Origin of the sequence: Lysinibacillus sp. CD3-6 (assembly GCF_006351725.2) — a bacterium.
Classification (GTDB): domain Bacteria; phylum Bacillota; class Bacilli; order Bacillales_A; family Planococcaceae; genus Lysinibacillus.
In genome coordinates, this window is sequence record NZ_CP085880.1 from 3,525,856 (window position 1) to 3,549,098 (window position 23,243).

A 23,243-nucleotide genomic window follows, 5' to 3' on the forward strand; every position below is an offset into this window, starting at 1 on the left:
ATTGAAATTCCTCTATCTATTATATAACGAAAAAAAGCCAAGCACATCTAAAGATGGCTCAGCTCTTTATTTTACAAATTAAGCATGTTTTGCGATGAAAGCTTCTAATGCTTCTTTAGGTTGGAAACCAACAGTTTTATCTACTAATTCACCGTTTTTGAATAAAAGCAATGAAGGGATAGACATGATTTGGTATTGTGCTGCAGTACCTTGGTTGTTATCCACATCTACTTTTACGATTTTAGCTGCACTACCTGCAGCATCCATTTCTTCAAGAACTGGTCCGATCATTTTACATGGTCCACACCAAGCAGCCCAAAAGTCGACTAATACTAAGCCTTCTTTAATATCATCTTGAAACGTTGCATCTGTTGCATGTACAATTGCCATTTGAAATCCTCCTTAAATCTTACTATGGTTGTAGTATAGCATGGATAAAATAGCTTGAGCGAACAATCTGCCTGCAATGTATATTTTATGAAAAACATGTCGGATACATAAATGACACCAATTAATTTACTTGATGTCGGCCTTTAAATACATACGTTAATGTAATAAAAATGTAAATTGCTAAAGTGATGCCTGTCACGATAATGGATGTTGTAAAAATAATCCCAATGAGTATGGCACTTAACGCAATTATGGCTATCCAAGTTGTATACGGAAACCATTTCACTTCATAGGCGCTTGTGTTTTGTGATTGTTTTTTTCGTGATTTCAAATGGGCAATCGCAATAATTAACCAAATAAATAATACGGTATAGCCAAGCGATCCCATTAAGAAATCAAACGTCTTGCTTCCAGCATATAAAGAAAAGATAACACCTAAGTATAAAGCTGCCGTACACATTAAAATAGCATATACAGGAACTTTTCGTTTAGATAAATGCGCAAAGATTTTTGGAACACGACCGTCTACCGCTTGTGTATACAGTACGCGAGATGAACCATAAAGCCCTGAATTCATGGAAGAAATAATAGCTAGTAAAACAACAGCATTCATAATATGGTCTGCCCCTGGAATTCCAATCATTTTAAATACCATAACAAATGGACTTTCAGGTACCCCATTTACTTCATTCCAAGGAATTAAACTAACGATAATAAAGAAAGGAAGAAGGTAGAATGTAACAATACGCACTAATGTACTGCGAACAGCTTTTGGTACTACTTTTTCAGGATTTTTCGTTTCAGCTAATGTAATCCCAATGATTTCTGTACCGCCATATGAATAAATGACGACAAGCATTGCAGCGATTAACCCCGTTGATCCATTAGGGAAAAAGCCTCCGTGTTCAGTTAAGTTTGCAAAGCCAACTGCTGTATGATTACCAAACGTACCAAACAATAAAATAAGTCCTGCAATAATAAATACAATAATTACAGTAATTTTAATCATCGCTAGCCAGTATTCAGTTTCCGCAAATAGTTTTACGGATAACAGGTTAATAGCTGTTACTAATATAGAAACAGATAGAGCAAGTATCCAAATCGGATATTGAGGTAGCCAATATTGAATAAAAATAGCAGCAACTACTGATTCTGCTGTGATATTTAAAACCCACATTTTCCAATAGATCCAATCAAGGAAATATGCAGGGTATTTGCCTAATACGGATTCAACTAAATCCCTAAATGTTCTTGCCTCTTTATTTCGAACAGCCATCTCGGCTAAGCCTTGCATGACAAATAATAAAATAATGCCTCCTATTAAATACGCAATAAGCACAGACGGCCCTGCCATATCAATGGCTGCACTACTTCCTTTAAATAACCCAGCACCGATGGCACCACCTAACGCCATCATTGTAATATGGCGCGAGGTCATAGTTCGTTTTAATTGTTGATTGTTGTTTTCCACTTTCTTACCTCCTAAAATCAAAAAAGGCATATCGTCTGTTCCTTCATCATCAAATGAAAGAAGAGACGATATGCCATAAGCTACCGCGGTACCACTCTAATTGGTTCATTATGAACCCAACTTAAAAACCTTATAACGAAGGTTAATCGTCAAACAAATAGAATAATCTGATAACTCTATTTATTTTACCACTCCTAGGCAAGTTCAAAGTCTTATTGGACTGCGTTGCACCACCCCGCAGCTCTCTTTACCGAATAATGAGCTTTTACTACTCCTAATCTTTGTGTTTCAAAACAATATGATTGAAAAATTAATGATTATTCACCACTATAATGTCTCTTGTTAGTTATGTCAATATTTTATTTTACAATAATTTTCACATAATACTTCTCGCGAGATATAACCATAAAAAAAGCAGGAAGGATTTATCCTTCCTGCTTCAACTAATTATGCGTTTACTTTTAATGCTTTAAATTCTTCGATTAGAAGCGGAATCACTTCAAATAAATCGCCGACAATACCATAGTCAGCTACTTTGAAAATATTTGCTTCAGGATCTTTGTTGATTGCTACAATTACTTTAGAGTTTGACATACCTGCTAAATGTTGAATGGCACCTGAAATACCTGCTGCGATATAAAGGTCTGGTGTAACAACCTTCCCTGTTTGACCAATTTGTAAAGAATAATCACAGTACTCAGCATCACATGCACCACGAGATGCACCAACTGCACCGCCAAGTAAATCTGCTAATTCCTTTAATGGCTCAAAGCCTTCTTCTGATTTAACACCACGACCACCAGCTACAACGACTTTAGCTTCTGAAAGATCTACACCTTCTGAAGATTTACGTACAACCTCTTTAATAATTGAGCGTAAGTTTGTAATATCAACAGTGACAGAAGAAACATCACCTGATTTACCCGCAGCTTTTTCTAAAGGTGCAATATTGTTTGGACGAATTGAAGCTAACACGATGCCCTCTTTTACTTTTACCTTCTCAAAAGCTTTACCTGAGTAGATTGGACGAATGAATACTACATCGTCACCAGCACCTTCAATCGACGTTACGTCAGAAACAAGGCCTGCTTGTAATTTACTCGCAATTTTAGGAGATAAATCTTTACCATTTGCTGTATGACCGAATACAATGCCCGTTGGCTGTTCTTGCTCGATAACAGCTAATAAAGCTTGTCCATAGCCATCTGATGTATATTGTTTTAAATGTGGATGTTCCACAGTGACAACACGATCTGCCCCATGCTCAAATAATGGACCTGTTAATCCTGCAACCGCATCCCCTAAAAGTACGCCTACAACCTCGCCACCATCAGCGATTTGTTTTGCTGCTGCAATTGCCTCGAAAGATACATTACGTAAGCTTCCTTCACGAACTTCACCTAATACTAATACTTTTTTTGACATAGTATATTCCCTCCGTTACCCTTTAAGATTCGATTTGCGCTAACACTTAAACAACTTTCGCTTCTGAATGAAGTAGGTTGACTAGCTCTTTTGCTTGATCAGACAGCTCACCTTCTAAAATACGGCCTGCTGCTTTTTGAGCTGGTAAGTAAATGTCGACTGTTTCTACTTTTACTTCAACATCATCTTCATCAATATCTAAATCATCTAATTCAAGCTCTGCAAGCGGTTTCTTCTTCGCTTTCATAATGCCTGGTAACGATGGGTAACGTGGCTCATTTAGACCTTGTTGAGCAGTTACTAAAAGTGGTAAAGACGTTTCAATCACTTCAGAATCACCTTCAATATCGCGCACGATTTTTGCAGTTGTGCCATCGATTTCAAGGTTTGTAATTGTTGTAACGTAGTTGATGCCTAATAAGTCTGCAACACGTGGGCCTACTTGACCAGAACCACCGTCAATTGCCACATTTCCTGTTAAAATTAAATCAGCATCTTTATCTTTTAAGTATTCAGCTAAAATATAAGCAGCTGCATTTTGATCTAACTCATCTAGATCATCTTCAGTATTAATAAGAACCGCTTCATCTGCACCCATTGCTAACGCAGTACGCAATTGTTTTTCTGCATCCTCGCCACCGATAGTCACAACTGTTACTTTACCACCAGCTGCATCACGAACTTGGATTGCCTCTTCAATTGCATACTCATCATAAGGATTAATAATGAATTCAGCGCCGTCCTCTTGGATTTTACCACCCGACACTACGATTTTTTCTTCTGTATCAAACGTACGTTTAATTAATGCAAAAATATTCATATTTCATACCCCCTGCAACGTTTTTTAAATTCCCAAGTAAACTTGTAAATATTATATATTTTCAGTCTAGATAAACTCCCCTTAAGTGGTTAACTATACTGATGGAAAACTATTTGCCAGTAAACACAGGCTCGCGTTTTTCAATAAATGCTTGAATTCCTTCTTTCGCATCTTCTGATACAAATACTGTACCAAATGATTTAGCCTCTGCTTGAATACCCTCATAAAATGAAGCATGTTTCGCATATTGCAATGCTTGAATTGCTTCTTTTAATGCAATTGGGCTTTTCTTCGCAATTTTTTTCGCTACCTTTAGTGTTTCCTCCAATAATACTTCATCTGTAAAAGCACGGTTTGCTAGTCCCCATTGTACAGCTTCTGTACCTGAAATAGGATCGCTTGTAAACAACATTTCTGCTGCTTTAGCTACCCCTACATAGCGTGGTAAACGTTGTGTGCCACCGAATCCTGGAATAAGTCCTAGTTGTAGTTCAGGCAATCCTAATTTCGCAGATTCCGTTACAAAACGCATATGACAGCTCATAGCTAGCTCTAGACCACCGCCAAGTGCAGCACCATGAATTGCGGCGATGACAGGCTTAGAGAACGACTCAACACGTTCAAAGACTTGTTGACCATTGCCTGCAAGTTTCGTAAACTCTTCCCCTGAATTAACTTCTGTAAATTCCTTAATGTCTGCACCTGCTGAGAAGAAACGGCCTTCACCATGAAGTACAAGGACACGTACTGCGTCATCGTTTTCTACAGCATCTAGTACAGCATTGACTTCAGCAATGATTCCGCGAGATAATGCGTTTGCTGGTGGACGTGCAATCGTAATAATTGCAACTCCATCTTCTACTTTCCAACTTAGAAATTCCATTTCTCCACATCCTTTTATGCTTTAATGCCGTTCAGAATCAATGCCTGAACTTTCGGAACTTGTTCTATCAAATCATATCGATAGTCATTCATAACCCAAGACGTAATGGTTTCGTCAATTGTTCCAAATACCATTTGTCGCGCTAAGCGAACATCCATCGTTTGATTGAACTCACCTGAAACCATACCTTCAATTAGAATCTGATCAAGTAATTGTAAATAATCTCTTAATACACCATTGATCTTCTGTCGTAAATCTTTATTTGATTGGCGAAGTTCTAATTGTGTAACGGTCGCAAGTGATCGATCTGTAGCTAGAACACTAAAATGATTTTCAATCATTCGTGAAAGTTTGTCTTTCGACGTACTTCCATTTTCTATTATATCTTGTAATGACTCTACAAAAACAGCCATTTTTTCATTAAAGACAGAAATTAATATATCTTCTTTATTTTTAAAATATAAATAGATTGTTCCGTCGGCTACTCCAGCTTGTTTAGCAATCTTCGATACTTGCGCTTGGTGATAACCATTTTCTGCAATAACGAAGACAGCTGCATCAATAATTTGCTTATATTTCGGCTTATCTCGCTTCATTTTTAAATCACCACCTACAAAAACATACGCACACCTTATTATTTTTTGTCACATATTAGACGTATCGTTAAGCGAATGATTTGCCTATTTATATGACACTTTGTAATTCTTTTAACACTGAAATTTCGAAACAAAATTTTGAGCCGATTCTTCATGATTTACATGGCGTGGTTTTCAAGAAACAAAAAATATGAAAATATGAATGGTTATTCATTCATATTTTCATATTATATTTTACATTCACGCTTGTCAATACTTTACCACGTAGTTATTTTGCTTCTTTATTCGCCATTTTTGTTTTTTCTTCCTCTACTAAAGTACGGCGTAAAATTTTTCCGACTGCTGTTTTTGGTAACTCGTCACGGAATTCATAATAGCGCGGTACTTTAAAAGCAGCTAAGTGTTGACGGCAATATTTATTTAATTCGTCTTCCGTAATCGAATATCCTTCTTTTACAACAATATAAGCTTTTACTGTTTCCCCTCGATACGGATCAGGAATACCTGCAACTACACATTCTTGAATTTCTTCACGCTCATATAATACTTCTTCGACTTCACGAGGATAAATATTAAAGCCACCCGCTATAATTAAATCTTTCTTTCGGTCAACTACATAGAAGTAACCTTTTTCATCCATATAGCCTAAATCACCCGTTAAGAACCAACCATCTGCAAACGTTGCTGCCGTATCTTCAGGACGATTCCAATAGCCCTTCATAACTTGCGGGCCTTTTACAGCAATTTCGCCCACTTCACCAATGGCAAGCTGTTCCGTATCACCTGTACGTAATATGACAGAATCAGTATTCGGCCACGGTAAACCTACTGAACCTATAACACGGTTACCCCAAATTGGTGTTGCGTGCGTTACTGGAGAAGTTTCGGTTAACCCGTAACCTTCTACTAGTTTCCCACCTGTTACTGCCTCAAATTGCTCCTGTACTTCTACAGGCAGCGAAGCCGAACCACTTAGACATGCTTTAATAGACGATAAATCATATTTCGCAATATCTGGATGATTTAATAAACCAATATACAATGTCGGTGCACCAGGAAACAATGTTGGCTTTTGCTTATCAATCGTTTTCAAAGCTGTTTCAGCATCAAACTTCGGTAATAATACCATTCTATTTTGAGTGAAAACAGAAAGCAACATGACAGTTGTCATTCCATAAACATGGAAAAATGGAAGCACACCCATTATCGTTTCCTCACCATGGACACATTTATACATCCAAGCGTCACACATTGTCGTATTGGCAATTAAGTTTTTATGCGTTAGCATAACACCTTTCGGATACCCTGTCGTCCCGCCTGTATACTGAAGTAATGCAAGATCTTCTTCAAAATCAAATGGCATTTCAATCATTTTTACAGGTGAGGATTTCATAATTTCTGTAAATAAATGATTTTGTCCACTATGCTCAACTTTCACACTAAAGCCATACTGCTTTTTTTGGATAAATGGATATACTAAGTTTTTTGGGAATGGTAAGTAGTCTTTGATTGCGGTTACAATGACATTTTCAAGAGCCGTTTCTTTCATGATTTTCATCACTCGCGGATATAAAATATCCATGACTAAAATGACCTTCGCACCTGAATCCATCAATTGATATTGCAATTCACGTTCAGTGTAAAGTGGATTTGTCTGTACTACGACCGCTCCAGCATACATCGCCCCATAGTAAGCGATTACACTTTGTGGCGTATTTGGTAACATAATTGCCACACGGTCTCCCTTTTCTACACCAAGTGCTTGTAAATAGTTCGCGAACTTAAGTGCGGACTCATATAACTCGGTGTACGTTAAATCCTTACCCATAAAATGAATGGCCACTTTAGATGGTTTCTTTTGATAGGCACGTGTCAAAAACTCTTGCACAGGAATTTCCTCAAACGTTAAAGACGGTGGTACTTCTTCAGGATAATTTGCTAGCCATGGTTTTGCTGTCATACGTCCTCTCCCCTTTGTCCCAAACTTTGTAAATTCTTAATTTAATTATAATGAAAAAGAAATGTACTTTCAAACACAAAATAGAAAATAAATGTATTTTCGATTAATTATTATGCATTTAACAACATTTATATAACTACCACATAAAGGGTTTTTAGTCGCTCCCCCTTATGAATGCTCATTCATTGTTTCATTTTTTATTCAATTCATGCGCTTGCTATTCCTATATTTAAAAAATAATTTTATAAAAATTTTTCTATCATCTTGTAAAAAAATAGACTTCCTCTATTAGCGATTGACGATTTTCTATACAAAAAAAGCTCTAGAAAAACTTGAAAGTTCAAGTTTCTCTAAAGCTAGATACTTCCTCACATTATGGAGGCTACATTATAAAATTATACGGTCAACATATAGTAAATACCGACTGCCAAAAATGCGATGCAGACTACGATTAGAACTTTCGCTAATTTTTCCATCTCAGTACACTCCTATGCAATACTTGCCCCAATAACGAACGATAGTCCGACTGAAATCGTAAAGGAAATAAAGCCTACTGAGCGATTGTCATTGGCAATTTCCTGATCCACGTTAAAACGGGGTGTCATAAATTCAAATAAGAAATACGCCACGATGAGTAACGTAAAGCCAAATAGTCCCCAACCAATCATTTCACTCAGCGTACTATGACGTGCAATCGAATAACGGAAAATATTGCAAATCCCTAATATTTTACCGCCAGTTGCAAGCGCCACAGCTACATTACCATTTTTTATTTCTTCCCAGTTTTTATATTTCGTAACGACTTCGAACAATGCCATCGAGACGACTAAACATAACACAACAACACTAAAATATCCTGCCGTTTCGATAATTGGATATCGCCAAAAGCTAGAATTTAGCATTTTCTCCGTCCCCTTTACAGCTTATTTCAATTCCACAACAGTAACGCCAAATCCACCTTCGCCTGCTTCTCCAAAACGGAAGGACTTCACCCGTTTATGTTTTTTCAGGTAACTTTGTATGCCCTGACGCAATGCTCCTGTCCCAACACCGTGAATAATCGACACGCGACCATAGTTTGAAAGCAGCGCATCATCTATATATTTTTCAGTGCGAATAATCGCATCCTCATAGCGCTCTCCACGTAAATCTAATTCTAATTTCACATGGCTATCTCGATTTTTCACACCAGAAACACGTTGAACAGGCTCTTTCTCTGGTTTAATGTATTCTATATCTGTATCGGCAATTTTCATTTTTAAAATGCCCATTTGGACAACCCATTCAGCATCAGAGACTTTTTCAAGTAAAGTTCCTCGTTGTCCATAGCTTAACACCTTTACCTCATCACCGACAACCAAGTTTTGCGCACGCGCCTTCACTTGCGCTGCTTTTTTCAATACTTTGTTATGCTCAAGGGGTGTCGCCTCTTCTAAACGTTTACGCGCCTCAATTAACTCATGTTCTTTTACTACTTGATCGGCATTTTTGCGCATTTCACGAAGCTCGGTAATAATGGTTTCTGCTTCTCTTTTTGCATCTTCCACAATTTTACGTGCTTTTTCTTTCGCTTTTTTATCGAGTGCTTCTTTGCGCTCATCATATGCTTGCAGCTTATCTTGTAGCTCTTTGCGCAGTGCCTCAGACTCTAAAAGTAAATCATGGGAGCGCTCCGCATCATCCTCTGATTGGCGTCTCGTTTCTTCTAAGGAAGCAATCATAGACTCCACCTCATGACGGTCCGTACCTGTGAAGCTTTTAGCACGATCAATAATGGACTCTGGTAAGCCAAGACGACTAGAAATTTCAAATGCATTAGAACGACCTGGTACACCAATAAGTAGGCGATATGTCGGACTTAATGTTTCGATATCAAATTCTACACTCGCATTGGCAACGCCAGGTCGATTGTAGCCATATGCTTTTAATTCAGGATAGTGCGTTGTTGCCATTACACGCGCACCACGTCCATGCACTTCATCCAAAATGGAAATAGCTAAGGCAGCACCTTCTTGAGGGTCTGTTCCTGCACCTAATTCATCAAATAACACCAATGATTCGTGATCGAATTGCTGTAAAATGTCGACGATGTTTACCATATGAGATGAAAATGTAGAAAGCGATTGTTCAATTGATTGTTCATCACCGATATCAGCAAAAAGCTGCTCAAATACCGCTAGCTCTGAACCATCTAATGCGGGCACTGGTAAGCCTGCCTGCGCCATTAATGTACAAAGACCAACTGTTTTTAACGTCACAGTCTTACCACCCGTATTAGGCCCTGTAATGACAATTGCTGTAATGTCTCTACCGAATTCGATATCATTAGCAACTGCCGTTTCAATAGGTAAAAGTGGATGACGTGCTCTTACAAGTCGGATATACCCGTCCTTGTTCATCTTTGGCATCGTGCATTTATTGGCTTGGCCATATTTACCTTTTGCTAAAATGACATCAATCTCACCTAATAGTTTCACTAAGTTAAATAAATCGGGTGCAACTTCCTCAACCATCGCACTTAAAGCAAGTAAAATACGATCAATTTCCGTTTGTTCTTTCATCTTAAGTCGATGTATTTCATTATTTGCTTGTACAACGGAATCTGGTTCGATAAATAACGTTTGGCCTGATGACGATTGATCGTGCACAATACCACCGTAATGATGTCGATATTCTTGCTTAACTGGAATTACATAACGGTCGTTTCGAATCGTAACAATGGCATCTGACAGCATTTTTGATGCATTGCTACCACGAGTTAGACTTTCTAGTCTCGAACGCACTTTAGCCTCTTCAGCACGCAAAGATTGACGAATAGAACGCAATGTTGGACTTGCTGAATCTAAAACAGCACCATTATCGTCAATACAGTTATTAATTTCATGCTGTAATCCTGTTAATACGGGCATCATTTCCTTTTTAGCAATGAAATGAGGAATTTCAATGATTTCCTCTGACTCTAAGTCCTCTAGGAAATTGCGCAAAATACGGCTAGCTCGAATCGTACTTGATACTTCCATTAATTCCATCGCTGAAAGCATCCCGCCGATTTGGGCACGTCTTGCAGCAGGTCTAACATCGAAAATACCACCCATTGGGACATTACCTTTTACACGCAAAATGGATAGCCCTTCATCCATCTCTTCTAGTAACTGAACTACTTTTTCATAGTCAGTTTGTGGTACAAGCTCATCAATGGCAGATTTGCCAATTGATGAAGTACAGTATGTAGCCACTTGTTGACGTACTTTATCATATTCTAGTGTTTTCAATGCGCGGTTGGCGATCACTGAGAACACCTCCTCAACCTATTTATTTCGTCGAATAAACGCCTCAAACTGTTCGCGCGTCCATGTGTTGACAATCATATCTTTTTTCAGCCATGCCTTATTTGCGTAGCGCACACCTATATCCATAAAACGTAAATGAGCGATATCATGCGCATCCGTATTAATCGCGACAGGTACCCCTGCTGCAACCGCCATTTCTAAGTGCTCGACACATAAATCTAAACGATATGGATTTGCGTTTAACTCTAAAATTTTACCATATTCCTTCGCCCATTCAATTAACTGTGCCATATCTGGATTATAACCAGCCCGATCCTCAATAATGCGACCCGTTGGATGGGCAATCATATGAACATACGGATTTTGCATTGCCGTGTGTAAACGCGCCATAATTTTTTCTTGTGACTGCGTAAAACTGGAGTGAATAGAGGCTATTACAAAATCTAATTTTTTTAATACGTCATCATCAAAATCCAACGAACCATCTGGTAAAATATCCATCTCTGTTCCTGCATATAAATAAAAGTCTGGATGTGTTTCGTTAAATGCTTCAATTTCCGCTCGTTGCTTCACTAAACGTGCAGGTGTTAAACCATTCGCCACTTTTAAATACTGGGAGTGATCGGTAATAACGCCATAGTGATAACCATGAGAAATTAATGCCTCTCCCATTTCAGCAACGGCATATCCACCATCTGACCATGTCGTATGCATATGCAAATCAGCTACAATATCCTCCAGCTTCACTAAATCCTTCACTTCACTTTGGCGATCAAATTCTGTTGATCCTGTTCGTAAGCTAGGTGGAATAAATGGCATATCAAAATGGTCAAAAAATGCCGCTTCATCTGTAAATGTTAGTACTGTGCCATCTGCTTGCTCTACACCATATTCACTAATTTTCTCCCCACGCGTCTTTGCAAGCTGACGCATACGCACATTATGTTCCTTTGAGCCAGTAAAATGGTGCAAAGCTGTTGCATATTCAACATCTTTCACTAATCGAAAATCAACACTTATCGGTTCATCTAAATCTAAAACAACTGAAATTTTTGTATCGCCTGCAGCGACGACTTCCTGAATTGCAAGTTCACTCAATAACTTTTCACGGACTACTTCAATCGCTTCCGTTACAACGATAAAATCGATATCTTTACTCGTTTCTGAGGCACGACGGAAGCTTCCAGCTACTGAGAAACGTGTCACTTCCTCCATACTACCGAGAAGTGCTTCAATTTGTAAAACAACAGGCTCTAGCAGCCAAATTGGCAAACGTTCCGAACGATTGGCAAAGTTCGCAAGTTCCTTTAAAATTTTTTCTTCTGTTTTCGCTGCAAAGCCCGCTAGCTCGCGCACTTTGCCAGCCTCACATGCAGCTTGTAAGCTTTCAGCAGAGTCAATGCCTAGCTCTTGATGAAGCTTGGCAATTTTTTTGCCACCTAAGCCTGGCAACTTTAATAGCGGTAGTAACCCTTTTGGCACAATATCTTGTAATTCTTTTAAAAGACTAGATTCTCCAGTCTCAATCAAATCTTCAATAACAGCAGCTGTGCCTTTCCCAATTCCTTTAAGCTTTGTCACATCTTCCATTTCACTTAGGGAGCGTTCGTCTGTTTCAAGTGCGGCAGCTGCCTTTCGGAAGGCGGATACCTTGAAGGGATTTTCACCTTGTAACTCCATATATAAAGCAATTTTCTCTAGTGTTCGAATAATTGTCTTTTTGTTCATTTAGAATTCCTCCTATCGTAAAAACACTTCCCTCTAGTCCGAGAGAAGTGCATCGATTACTATTGCCTATTCATTGCGGCTCTGCGCACAAAACAGCTGTGCCCTTAACAACAACTTCGCCATTTCAGCAGATTTCTACGGACAAACAAGTGAACACTACATTCAGTTTTCCATGCGTAGATGCCAAATTGTTATGAAGCATGGAGATAAATATACCACCAATTTTGGAACATCTTTGTAATAATCGGTGTATGCTCCAAAATGAGGCCTGATAAGAACGACTTCGACATTAAATTTTGTACTAAATCAATTGGTACTAATGCCAAAACATACAACACAATAAACAAAATTAAATAATTTTCAATTACGCCAAGCAGTGCACCAAGCCAACGGTTCACCGTATTAAGCACAGGTAGATAGGCAATAAAGTCAAAAATAGACGCCACAATTTGCAATGAAATTTTCACTGCAAAGAAAATAACCGCAAATGCAATAACACGGTAAAACGTGCGGTCTAAATCTAAGCTATCAATGACAACCCCGAGGCTTCCTGAATCCGTTACACCTGGATATGGCACCCAAAACACAAATTTCTGTGCTAATGGCTTATAATAAATATACGCAACAATTAGGGCAACGACAAAGCTGACAATATGCATCATTTGTACAATGAAGCCACGTTTTGCCCCCACTAGCAGTCCAACTAATAGAACTACTAATATGATTAAATCTAGCATTCACTTCAACCCTTTAATTTTTTCAATTCTTCTTCTAGTAATTCTATTTGCTCTTTTAAGAGTAAATAATCGTGCACCGTATTTACGGCTGTAAGGACGGCAAGCTTTGTGCTATCAAGTGAGGGATTATGTAAATTCATTTCGCGCATACGGTCATCAACAATAGAAGCGACAAGTCGCATGTGTCCAATGGATTCGGAGCCGACCATTTTATATGTATGACCATATATTTCCACAGAAATTTTATTCTTTTCTTGATTTTCCATAGTCGCACCCTCCAATAAAATCATTTTGCTCACGATTTTGACAGTAATGAGCAACGTCCACACAAAAAAGCTATATATTATCATAACATGAAAGGTATAAAATTGTGAACAATGAGGATAGAAAGGAACGGTTAAATGTCAAATATTGTACTATTAATTTCAACAAATGCACAAAAAGAGGTGATGTCTTATTACGCAAGTTATTTTGTGGAGCGAAAAGCACCAGGTGTGGTGTTTGCCGCAAAACTTCCTGATACAGCTATTACGATGTATAAATCAGGGAAATGTATGTTCCAAGGCGGGGGAGCTGAGCGAGAAGCCGCACGTTGGGGTGCCACTGGGGTAGTAACTACTCAAAAGTCCTCAACCATTGGAGCAAAAGGCGATACGCTTCCAGAAGGCTTTGCCTCAATGTCTGTGTTAGGCTCCGATGAAACGGGGACAGGCGATTATTTTGGTCCTATAACAGTCGCTGCAGTTTACGTTCCTTCTACAAAAATAGAACTAATAAATGAGCTCGGCGTTAAAGATTCTAAAATGCTTACTGATGACTATATGCGCAAAATAGCACCTGATTTACGTGCAGCATGTATCCATAGCGTACTCGTATTGCGCAATGAAAAATATAATGTATTACAAGCACGAGGCTACTCTCAGGGTAAAATGAAAGCAATGATGCATAATAAGGCGCTCGGCAATACACTGTCAAAAATGGCTCCTGAAAAACCTACGCATATTTTAATTGATCAGTTTGCTGAACGCGGCGTCTATTACAATTATTTAAAAAAAGAGCGGGACATTGTAAAAGAGGATGTACTATTTTCAACGAAAGCTGAACAATTACATGTTTCAGTTGCTACTGCTTCGATTTTAGCTCGCGCTGCATTCTTAAAGGAAATGGATCGACTAAGTGAGCTTGCTGGCATAGAGTTACAAAAAGGGGCATCAAGTAAAGTTGATGCACTAGCTGCCCGAATTTGGCGTGGACAAGGGGAGGAATTTTTGCGCTCCATCACAAAATGGCATTTTGCTAATACTGAAAAGGCTCGGAAGTTAAAATAAATATATAGAGGTCTTATTACGTTGATTTCCGCTACGGGCTGACGCTTTCCGCGGGCACACCGTAAGCCGCAACCCTCGCTATCGCGCGGATTGTTGCGTCTTACGTGGCGTGCGTTCCCGCAGGAGTCGCCAGCCCTTCGCTCCAATCAACTAGATTGCATGCTTTTCCAAAAGATAAAAATTAAATGTATTCGATAGTTGCTCTTTTCAACCACTCAATATATTTAGGACTATTACATTGATTTCCGCTACGGGCTGACGCTTTCCGCGGGCCCTTCGCTCCAATTAACTTAATAGGTATTAAAAAAGACAAAAGGCACCAAGAGTAATTTCTTGGTGCCTTTTGTCGACACTCTAAGCTGTCTCTAATTTCGAAACAGCTTGTTAAATTAGTATAAATTAACGTACTTCTGTTCCTTCAATTGTAGCAATTGCTTTTAACACTTTGTTATGTGCTGCAACTACCTCATCATCTGTTAATGTTCGTTCTGGATCGAAGTATGTTAATGAGAAGGCAACAGATTTTTTACCTGCTTCCATTTTTTCACCTTCATAGACATCAAACACGCGAATGTCCTTCAACAGCTTCACACCCGCTGAACGTATCGCAGTAATTACTTCACCTGCTGCTGTTGCACGGTCCATAACAAGCGCGATATCACGAGACATCGCAGGGAAACGAGGAACCGCTTTATAACCAAGTGGTGCTTCACTTGCATTCGCATGAAGTAATGCTACTAAATTCATTTCCATTACATACGTATCTTTGACACCCCATGACTTTTGTTCTGCAGGATGTAAGCCACCGATAATACCAACTTGTTCTCCGTCTAATAAAATACTTGCTGTTCGTCCAGGATGTAAGCCAGCTACCTCTGTTTTAACAAATGCAATGCGATCTGTTAATCCAAGCTTGCCAATGACACCCTCAATAATTCCTTTTAGTACAAAGAAGTCTACTTCCTTTTTCTCACCTTGCCAAGCATGATCTAACCATTTACCTGTTAAAACAGCAGCTACATGCTCTTCTTCAAAAGGTAGCCCCTCTTCTGTTTGACCAAGGAACACAGAACCAACTTCATATAATGCTACGCTATCTGCTTTACGCGCAACATTATAGGCTGCTGCTTCAATTAAATGTGGAATCAAGCTTTGGCGCAGTGTTGAACGGTCTTCACTCATCGGCATTAATAAACGTGTTACAGGCTCAGCTTTTAGTGCAAAGCGTTGTGATAGTGCTTCAGATGTTAAAGAATAAGTAACAGCCTGATAAAGTCCTGCACCTTCTAAATAGTCACGCACGACACGACGATTCGCTTGGTAAGCTGTCAATTGCCCAACTTGGTTTGCACCCTCTGGTAAAGTCATTGGAATTTCATCATAACCATATAAACGTGCAATTTCTTCAACGATATCTTCTTCAATTTTAATATCTTGTCGACGTGTTGGTGCATCAATAATTAATAAGCCATTTGCAGCTTCTACACCGAATTTTAAACGCTCTAAAATAGAAAGCATATCTTCTAATGAAATTTTCATGCCAAGACGTTCGTTAATAAAGTCTGGAGAGACAACAACACGAGCTGGTGTTTTATCTAATTCATCAACGATACAAGTACCTTCTAACACTTCACCGCCAGCTAACTCAGCTAGTAATGCTGCTGCACGTTCTGCTGCAGGAATTACTCGGTTTGGATCAACGCCTTTTTCAAAGCGAGCTGATGCATCCGAGCGAAGACCTAGATTACGTGAAGTTTGGCGAACTGTTAAACCATCGAAATAGGCAGATTCAATAACTACAGTTGTTGTCGTTTCTGTTACCTCAGAATTTGCTCCACCCATTACACCTGCAATCGCTACTGGCTCCTTGCCATTAGTAATGACTAAATCAGTTGCCTTTAATGTACGTTCTTGGTCATCTAAAGTCGTAATTTTTTCACCTTCTGTTGCTTTACGAACAACAATTTCACCTGTAGCTAAGCTATTGTAGTCAAATGCATGAAGCGGTTGACCATATTCCATTAAAATATAGTTTGTCACATCGACTACATTATTGTGAGGACGTACTCCAGCTGCCATTAATCGGTGCTGTAACCACATTGGTGACTCTGCAATTTTAACGTTTTTCACAACTTTCGCTACGTACATTGGGTTCGCTTGCAAATCTTCCACGCGAAGCTTTAATAAGTCCCCTGCTTTTTCGGAAGATGTATGATATTCGATTTCTGGGTACTTTACTTCTTCTGACAGAATTGCACCAACCTCATAAGCCACGCCTAGCATTGAAAGCGCATCGGAGCGGTTTGGTGTTAAGCCAAGCTCAAGCACAGTATCACGAAGACCTAAAACCGCTAGTGCATCAGAGCCCACCTCTGCATCTGCTGGCAACACATAAATGCCTTCAGCATAAGCTTTCGGTACTAACTTACCTTCAATACCAAGCTCTTGTAATGAACAAATCATGCCGTTTGACTCGTGCCCACGAAGTTTTGCTTTTTTAATTTTAATGCCTCCTGGTAAATGTGCACCAGGACGAGCAACGATTACTTTTTGCCCTGCATCTACGTTTGGCGCTCCACAAATAATTTGTTGTGGCTCTGCTTCGCCAACATCAACTTGGCAAATGTTTAATTTATCAGCTTCAGGGTGCTTCTCCTTTGACACAACATAGCCGACAACGACTTTATCCATGCCGCTAGCACGGTCAATAACAGCGTCTACTTCAATACCTGAGCGTGTAATTTTTTCTGCTAAATCTTCAGGCGCTAAGTCCTGTATACTTACATAATCTTTTAACCATTCTAATGATACTAACATTTTTAGTCCCCCTTACGCCTCTGTTCGCTCGAATTGTGATAAGAAACGTGTATCACTTGTATAGAAATGACGAATATCGTCGACACCATATTTCAACATTGCAATACGTTCTGCACCAATACCAAATGCGAAACCAGAAACTTTCTTCGGATCGTAGCCAGCCATTTCAAGCACATTTGGGTGTACCATACCTGCACCTAAAATTTCAATCCAACCTGTGCCTTTACATACGTTACAGCCTGAGCCGCCGCATTTAAAGCAAGAAATGTCCATCTCAACAGATGGCTCTGTGAATGGGAAGAAGCTTGGGCGTAAACGTATTTCACGATCTGCACCGAACATTTTTTTCGCTAACGTATCTAACGTACCTTTAAGGTCGCTCATTCGAATATTTTCGCCAATGACTAAACCTTCAATTTGCATAAATTGGTGAGAGTGTGTTGCGTCGTCATTATCACGACGGAATACTTTCCCTGGACAAATGATACGGATAGATTCGCCTTTTTTCTCTTCCATTGTGCGTGCTTGTACTGGCGATGTATGTGTACGTAATAATATTTCCTCGGAAATATAGAACGAATCCTGCATATCACGAGCAGGGTGCCCTTTTGGTAAATTTAAAGCTTCAAAGTTATAGTAATCCTTTTCTACTTCTGGTCCTTCAGCAATTTCATAACCCATCCCGATAAATAAATCTTCAATTTCTTCGATAACGCGTGTTAATGGGTGACGGTTCCCTACTTTAATGTCACGACCAGGTAATGTAACATCAATCGACTCACTTGCTAATTTTTCGGCAATAGCTGCTTCTTCTAAAACAGTTACTTTTGCTTCTAGCACCGCAGTGACATTTTCACGAACCGTATTAACTAAAGCACCCATTTTCGGACGCTCTTCAGCCGATAGTTTCCCCATGCCTTTTAATAAATCTGTGATTGGTCCCTTTTTTCCTAAATAAGCGACACGTACATCATTTAATTCTTTTAAATTTGCTGCTGCTTCAATTTTCGCTAGCGCTTCTTGCTCTAATTGCTTTAATTGCTCTTCCATGTGTAAAACCTCCTTGTTCATATAAGTGCCCGCTTGCACAAATGGCACAAAAAAACCTCGCCCCCAAAAAAGGGACGAGGACATATTCGCGGTACCACCCTAGTTATTGCACGATCAACTTCGTACAATCACTTCATTGACATAACGACTCGATTGAAGCCGGCATACCTTTACAGCCGTTTCACTTGCTGGTCCCGGTAGCTGCTCGCAGGCTGAATTCAAAATTGCATTGGCTCGGCGCTGGCTCTCAATCTTCGGCCTACGCTCCCTGTCGTCCATTCACAATCTTTACTACTTCCTGGTCAAAGCATTTCAATATACTTAATTACATTTTAAATGTGATTATACATTATGACGCCACTTCAAAGCAAGGGGCATCTGTTCCCTATAGCAGTATGACATGATTTAACGGCGATTCCTGACGTTCTATCGGCTATTGCCATTGTTTTATCGGCTATTCCTGACATTCTATCGGCGATTGCCCTGGTTTCATCGGCGATTGCCAGTGTATTATCGGCGTTTTGACTAGTGTTACGCACGTAAAACAAAACCTATTTTACAAATCCATATAAAACAATACCCGTTGCAACAGCGACATTTAATGATTCTGCTTGTCCGAAAATAGGAATAATCATATTTTGATCGGTCATTGCTAATAACTGTGGATTAATGCCACTGCCTTCATTCCCCATCATAATAGCGAAAGCACCTGTATGCTGAATATCATGATAAATGACAGCATCTTCATCAAGCGCCGTTCCAAATACTGGAACACCATTATCCTGAAGCATATCGATCCAATCCTCTAATTCCCCACGAATCACTGGAATATGGAAATGTGACCCTTGAGCAGAGCGCAACGTTTTCGGGTTATAAAGATCTGCACAGCCTTTGCCAAGTATAACCGCATCTAAACCAGCTGCATCTGCTGTTCGAATCATTGTGCCAATGTTACCTGGATCTTGTACAGCATCGATTAAAAGGACTTTGCGCCATGAACCCATGACATCTTGCTCTACCGTCATTTGCTTACAAACAGCAAACACACCTTGTGAAGTCTCGGTCTCAGCAAATTCCTTTGCAACAGCTGCCGTTACTTCTACCATTGCCACATCATCAATTGGCCATAGCATCGGTAAGTCAACACCCTCTCGCACAATTAGCTGTAACACTTGACCACTATTTTTCAGCGCTTCTTCTACTAAATGGAATCCCTCAACTAAAAACTCACCTGAACGCTCACGTTCTTTTCGTGTAGTCGCTAATTTTTTCCAATATTTTACCAACGCATTTTGCGTAGATTCTATTCTCTTCATCGTCTTTCGTACCGCCTTTTTCCTATTTACTGTTCATTATTATACAGTAGAAAACAACAAATTACATAGTCCAGCAAAATGTAGCCAATTGTCAGAATTGTTTGGGTGTCAGGCACTCAAAAGTGCTTACCCTATTTCTTCCGTTCTCTTTCGATACATATAATGCTTGATCTGCCTTTTTCAAAATCGTTGCATCTGTATCCTCTTCTGTTACGGTCGCAATACCGATACTTATCGTGACTTTACCAGTTTGCCATTGGGCCTGTTCAACAACCCGACGTATTTGCTCAGCAATCGTCCTCGACGTATCTACATCTGTTTCAGGTAAAATAATAACAAATTCCTCTCCACCATAACGAGCGACGACATCATCTTGTCGGGCATGCGCATTTAAAATTCGTGCCAATTGGGCAAGAACTTCATCACCTACTTGATGTCCGTATGTATCATTTACCTTTTTAAAATGATCGATATCCAAAATTATAAGAGAGAATAGTTGTGCTGTTTCATCGAATATAGCAAGTTGCTCCTCAAGCTTCTCTTGAAAAAACCTTCTGTTCTTCAATCCTGTTAGCTTATCAGTAACGGATAGTTCTACTAATGTGGCGTTTATGCTTAAAAGCTCATTTTGTTTTCGCTCAATTTCCAAATGCAGTTGCTCTAATTTAGCTAAAGCCTGATCCTTTTCTAAATAAGCAGCCTCTAATTGCTTTTTAGCTGAGCGTAACTCTAATTCATAATCAATGCGCTTTTTCATAGGCACTAAAATACAATCAATACATTCAGCCTCTCCCACCATATACTTCCTACCATTCAATAGAAAAGGAATCGCAGTACCATCGCGATGCTTTAAACTGATAAACAGTTCTTCCACATGATCGTTCAGATTTATTGTTGGGTAAAAATAAGAATGAAAAATCATCTTATTAGGCTTGGACATTAGCAATTCAATATGCTGGTGTAATAAATCCACCCGTTCATAACCTATCCACTCAAGAAAGGTCTGATTCACCTCTATCATCATTCCATCATGCGTAATGGCAATAAATCCACAAGGTGCATAGTTCAATCGTTTATCCATGAATTATTCATAATCCTTTCTTATTCCATTACAGAAATTGTGTAATTAACTGAATCGTTTCCTCAGGATGGCTAATATGAGGATAATGACCTTTTGCAGTCATTAATCGAAACGTACTGGCTTTTAAATGATTGTGCAAATATTCGCCAACCTCAATTGGAACGATACTATCGTCCGAACATTGCATAATTAAAATAGGCACACTCACACTAGCCTTTGTTAAGTCGCCTCGATGATCTGATAAAAACGTTACTTCCGCAAACTCCCTTGCAATCAGTGGGTTAGCAGAATTAAAAGTTTGTTCAAGCTCTTTTGTTAGTTTAGGAGAGTCAGGATTATTCATGGCAATCGGTGCTAGAAAGCTAGCCCAACCTGAAAAATTCATTTCCATCATATCTAATATTTCCGTAATATCACTCAGCTCAAATCCACCAACATAGCCATTGTCATCATTTAAATACCGCGGCGAAGGTCCAATCATAATTAGTTTTTCAAAGTAATCAGGGCGTTCGATTGATGCAAGTAAACCAATCATTGAACTAATAGAGTGACCAATAAAAATGACCTGTTGCAGCCCAAGCGCTTCAATTATGTCTAAAACATCTTGCTTGTACCCTTGTAGAGACTGATATTTATCAGATTGATAAGCGTTTAAATCTGAATTACCAGAACCAACATAATCAAACAAAATAATTTGGTATTGCTCCTCGAAAGCAGGCGTAATATAGCGCCACATATTTTGATCGCAGCCAAATCCATGTGCAAAAAGAATCGGTTTCTGCCCTTTTCCAATAATTTTCACATTATTGCGTACAACAACATCCATCATCGCATTTACCCCTTTTAGAAATATATGTAATATCTCCATTTTGACTGTGCTTTCAATAATTATCAAGGAAATAATAATAGTAAACTTCACAAAAAAAGTAGAATGCTAAGTTTCAATCGCACTCTACTCTTTATGTCATGACATTTTAAAAAACTTGTTTGATGCTACATCCACTTTTTAATTGTTGGAATACTTTGAGGGAATGTAAAAACATTGTAAGGGTCGTATTTGGTTTTGACTTCTCGTAAACGTCTAAAATTACGTCCATAATAAGCAGTAGGCCAATTTTGAATCGATTGATCTGGAAAATTCACATAATCCCCCATAGTAAAAGGAGATAATGTTCTTCTTATATCCTCAACCCACTGAACGTTTTCATTTTCGGCTTCATGATCTTCCCATGAGGTAATATATTCCTGAGCAATCAATGCTGTTCTATAATAAAAAGCCGTTTTGCTTGATCCAATTTGACCTACAGCCCCTCTTAGAGACTGCTGCCAGATGCTCGCATTTCGATTAGGGGCATTTGCTAAAAATTGTTTCATTCTTGCAATTGCCACATGTGGAAACGGTTTTTCAATAAAAGAGCCTGATCGTTTGCGGAATGCTGGTTGATTGCCGCTTGCAACATCAAAAAATCGTACCGCTTTTATGTACGGTACTTCTTTTATCCACACTTCCGTAGGTGAACCACTTTTCCTTAAAGGGCGTAAAAGCTTTTTTAATTCCGACGCCTCACCTACAAACAAACCTTGCACAACAATTTCGCCCACTTCCTGTGATTTTAGCTCTATTTGTGAAGTTATGCGTTCATCGGTAAATGGCGCCCATTTTTGCCAAGCATCAAATGCAATCTCAAAATCATCCCACTCCCACACGATAGCAAAAAGGGTAACGTCTGAAATAGGTTGAAGCTTGAACGTAAGGGCAGTAACAACACCGAAATTGCCCCCACCACCGCCACAACTAGCCCAAAACAAGTCACTATTTACATGTCGGTTTGCTTGAATTAACTCTGCTCCTTGATGTTCACTTGCTCTAACCATTTCAATTTCAATTAATTGATCGCAAGTAAGCCCAAAATGACGTGATAACATCCCAATCCCACCACCTAATGTCAAGCCCACAATGCCAACACTACTTTCGGTACCAGCAGGGATTGTCATACGATGTTGCCATAATGTACGGTACACTTTTCCAAGATTTGCACCAGCCTCAATTCGAGCAGTTCCATTTTCCACATTAACGGTGATATCATCCATTTCACTGACATCTATAATCAGACCGTGATTCACTAAGGAGTAGTTTTCATAATGATGTCGTCCGCTCCTTACTCGAAAATCTTCATTATTTTCCCTAACCCACTTTAACGCATTGATTACATCTTTAGTTCTTTGACAAAAAACAATTTTACTCGGGAATTTTGGCACACTTAAATTATTATTTGTTCTCGCTTCATCATAATCTGGATCACCTGGGCTAACAATTCTTCCTGTGAGCTTTACTTTCTTCAACGTCCAGC

Annotated in this window: 19 protein-coding genes and 1 other annotated feature; of the genes, 1 reads left to right on the forward strand and 18 read right to left on the reverse strand. The window is 39.1% G+C overall.

The window, feature by feature from the left end:
* Positions 1-78: 78 nt before the first annotated feature.
* The 12 genes from trxA to zapA form a co-directional block, all read right to left on the reverse strand.
* Positions 79-390 (reverse strand): thioredoxin, encoded by a 312-nt coding sequence (trxA, locus tag FH508_RS17575; protein ID WP_024363864.1) that lies wholly within the window; start codon positions 388-390, stop codon positions 79-81.
* A 121-nt stretch (positions 391-511) separates the two neighbouring features.
* Positions 512-1,861 (reverse strand): amino acid permease, encoded by a 1,350-nt coding sequence (locus FH508_RS17580; protein ID WP_172772350.1) that lies wholly within the window; start codon positions 1,859-1,861, stop codon positions 512-514.
* A gap of 58 nt (positions 1,862-1,919) precedes the next feature.
* Positions 1,920-2,152: a binding site (T-box leader), on the reverse strand.
* A 156-nt stretch (positions 2,153-2,308) separates the two neighbouring features.
* A complete protein-coding gene (locus FH508_RS17585) occupies positions 2,309-3,286 on the reverse strand; it encodes an electron transfer flavoprotein subunit alpha/FixB family protein (protein WP_172772351.1) in 978 nt (325 codons plus the stop codon).
* A 46-nt stretch (positions 3,287-3,332) separates the two neighbouring features.
* Positions 3,333-4,106: an electron transfer flavoprotein subunit beta/FixA family protein gene (locus tag FH508_RS17590; RefSeq protein WP_172772352.1), complete on the reverse strand. Its 774-nt coding sequence runs from the start codon at positions 4,104-4,106 to the stop codon at positions 3,333-3,335.
* Between the two features lie 109 nt (positions 4,107-4,215).
* A complete protein-coding gene (locus tag FH508_RS17595; RefSeq protein ID WP_172772353.1) occupies positions 4,216-4,989 on the reverse strand; it encodes an enoyl-CoA hydratase in 774 nt (257 codons plus the stop codon).
* A gap of 14 nt (positions 4,990-5,003) precedes the next feature.
* Entirely contained in the window at positions 5,004-5,585 is a 582-nt protein-coding gene (locus tag FH508_RS17600) for a fatty acid metabolism transcriptional regulator FadR (protein WP_172772354.1), read from the reverse strand.
* Positions 5,586-5,853: 268 nt separating this feature from the next.
* Positions 5,854-7,545, reverse strand: a complete 1,692-nt coding sequence (locus tag FH508_RS17605; RefSeq protein WP_172772355.1) for an AMP-binding protein — start codon at positions 7,543-7,545, stop codon at positions 5,854-5,856.
* A gap of 488 nt (positions 7,546-8,033) precedes the next feature.
* Positions 8,034-8,447: a DUF350 domain-containing protein gene (locus FH508_RS17610; protein WP_010860124.1), complete on the reverse strand. Its 414-nt coding sequence runs from the start codon at positions 8,445-8,447 to the stop codon at positions 8,034-8,036.
* A 21-nt stretch (positions 8,448-8,468) separates the two neighbouring features.
* Positions 8,469-10,835 carry an endonuclease MutS2 gene (locus FH508_RS17615; RefSeq protein ID WP_172772356.1) on the reverse strand — a complete coding sequence of 789 codons (2,367 nt, stop codon included), beginning with the start codon at positions 10,833-10,835 and terminating at the stop codon, positions 8,469-8,471.
* An 18-nt stretch (positions 10,836-10,853) separates the two neighbouring features.
* Positions 10,854-12,563, reverse strand: a complete 1,710-nt coding sequence (gene polX, locus FH508_RS17620; protein WP_172772357.1) for a DNA polymerase/3'-5' exonuclease PolX — start codon at positions 12,561-12,563, stop codon at positions 10,854-10,856.
* A 191-nt stretch (positions 12,564-12,754) separates the two neighbouring features.
* Positions 12,755-13,300, reverse strand: a complete 546-nt coding sequence (locus FH508_RS17625; protein ID WP_139860395.1) for a CvpA family protein — start codon at positions 13,298-13,300, stop codon at positions 12,755-12,757.
* Between the two features lie 5 nt (positions 13,301-13,305).
* The gene (gene zapA, locus FH508_RS17630) at positions 13,306-13,566 is read right to left on the reverse strand and encodes a cell division protein ZapA (protein WP_024363855.1); all 261 of its coding nucleotides are present in this window, start codon (positions 13,564-13,566) and stop codon (positions 13,306-13,308) included.
* 135 nt (positions 13,567-13,701) lie between these two features.
* Between zapA and rnhC the strand changes: the two genes are divergently transcribed.
* On the forward strand, positions 13,702-14,628 hold the full coding sequence (gene rnhC, locus FH508_RS17635; protein WP_139860393.1) for a ribonuclease HIII: 927 nt from the start codon (positions 13,702-13,704) through the stop codon (positions 14,626-14,628).
* A 399-nt stretch (positions 14,629-15,027) separates the two neighbouring features.
* On the opposite strand, the gene pheT is transcribed toward rnhC, so the two are convergent.
* From pheT to FH508_RS17665, 6 genes are all read right to left on the reverse strand, one after another.
* Entirely contained in the window at positions 15,028-17,445 is a 2,418-nt protein-coding gene (gene pheT / locus FH508_RS17640) for a phenylalanine--tRNA ligase subunit beta (protein WP_172772358.1), read from the reverse strand.
* Positions 17,446-17,457: 12 nt separating this feature from the next.
* A complete protein-coding gene (pheS, locus tag FH508_RS17645) occupies positions 17,458-18,495 on the reverse strand; it encodes a phenylalanine--tRNA ligase subunit alpha (protein ID WP_172772359.1) in 1,038 nt (345 codons plus the stop codon).
* Between the two features lie 551 nt (positions 18,496-19,046).
* Positions 19,047-19,811, reverse strand: a complete 765-nt coding sequence (locus tag FH508_RS17650; RefSeq protein ID WP_172772360.1) for a TrmH family RNA methyltransferase — start codon at positions 19,809-19,811, stop codon at positions 19,047-19,049.
* Between the two features lie 91 nt (positions 19,812-19,902).
* Positions 19,903-20,892, reverse strand: coding sequence for a sensor domain-containing diguanylate cyclase (locus tag FH508_RS17655; RefSeq protein WP_172772361.1), 990 nt, complete (start codon positions 20,890-20,892; stop codon positions 19,903-19,905).
* Positions 20,893-20,920: 28 nt separating this feature from the next.
* Positions 20,921-21,721, reverse strand: coding sequence for an alpha/beta fold hydrolase (locus FH508_RS17660; protein WP_173477671.1), 801 nt, complete (start codon positions 21,719-21,721; stop codon positions 20,921-20,923).
* A 164-nt stretch (positions 21,722-21,885) separates the two neighbouring features.
* Positions 21,886-23,235 carry an FAD-binding oxidoreductase gene (locus FH508_RS17665; RefSeq protein ID WP_172772362.1) on the reverse strand — a complete coding sequence of 450 codons (1,350 nt, stop codon included), beginning with the start codon at positions 23,233-23,235 and terminating at the stop codon, positions 21,886-21,888.
* Positions 23,236-23,243: the final 8 nt, after the last annotated feature.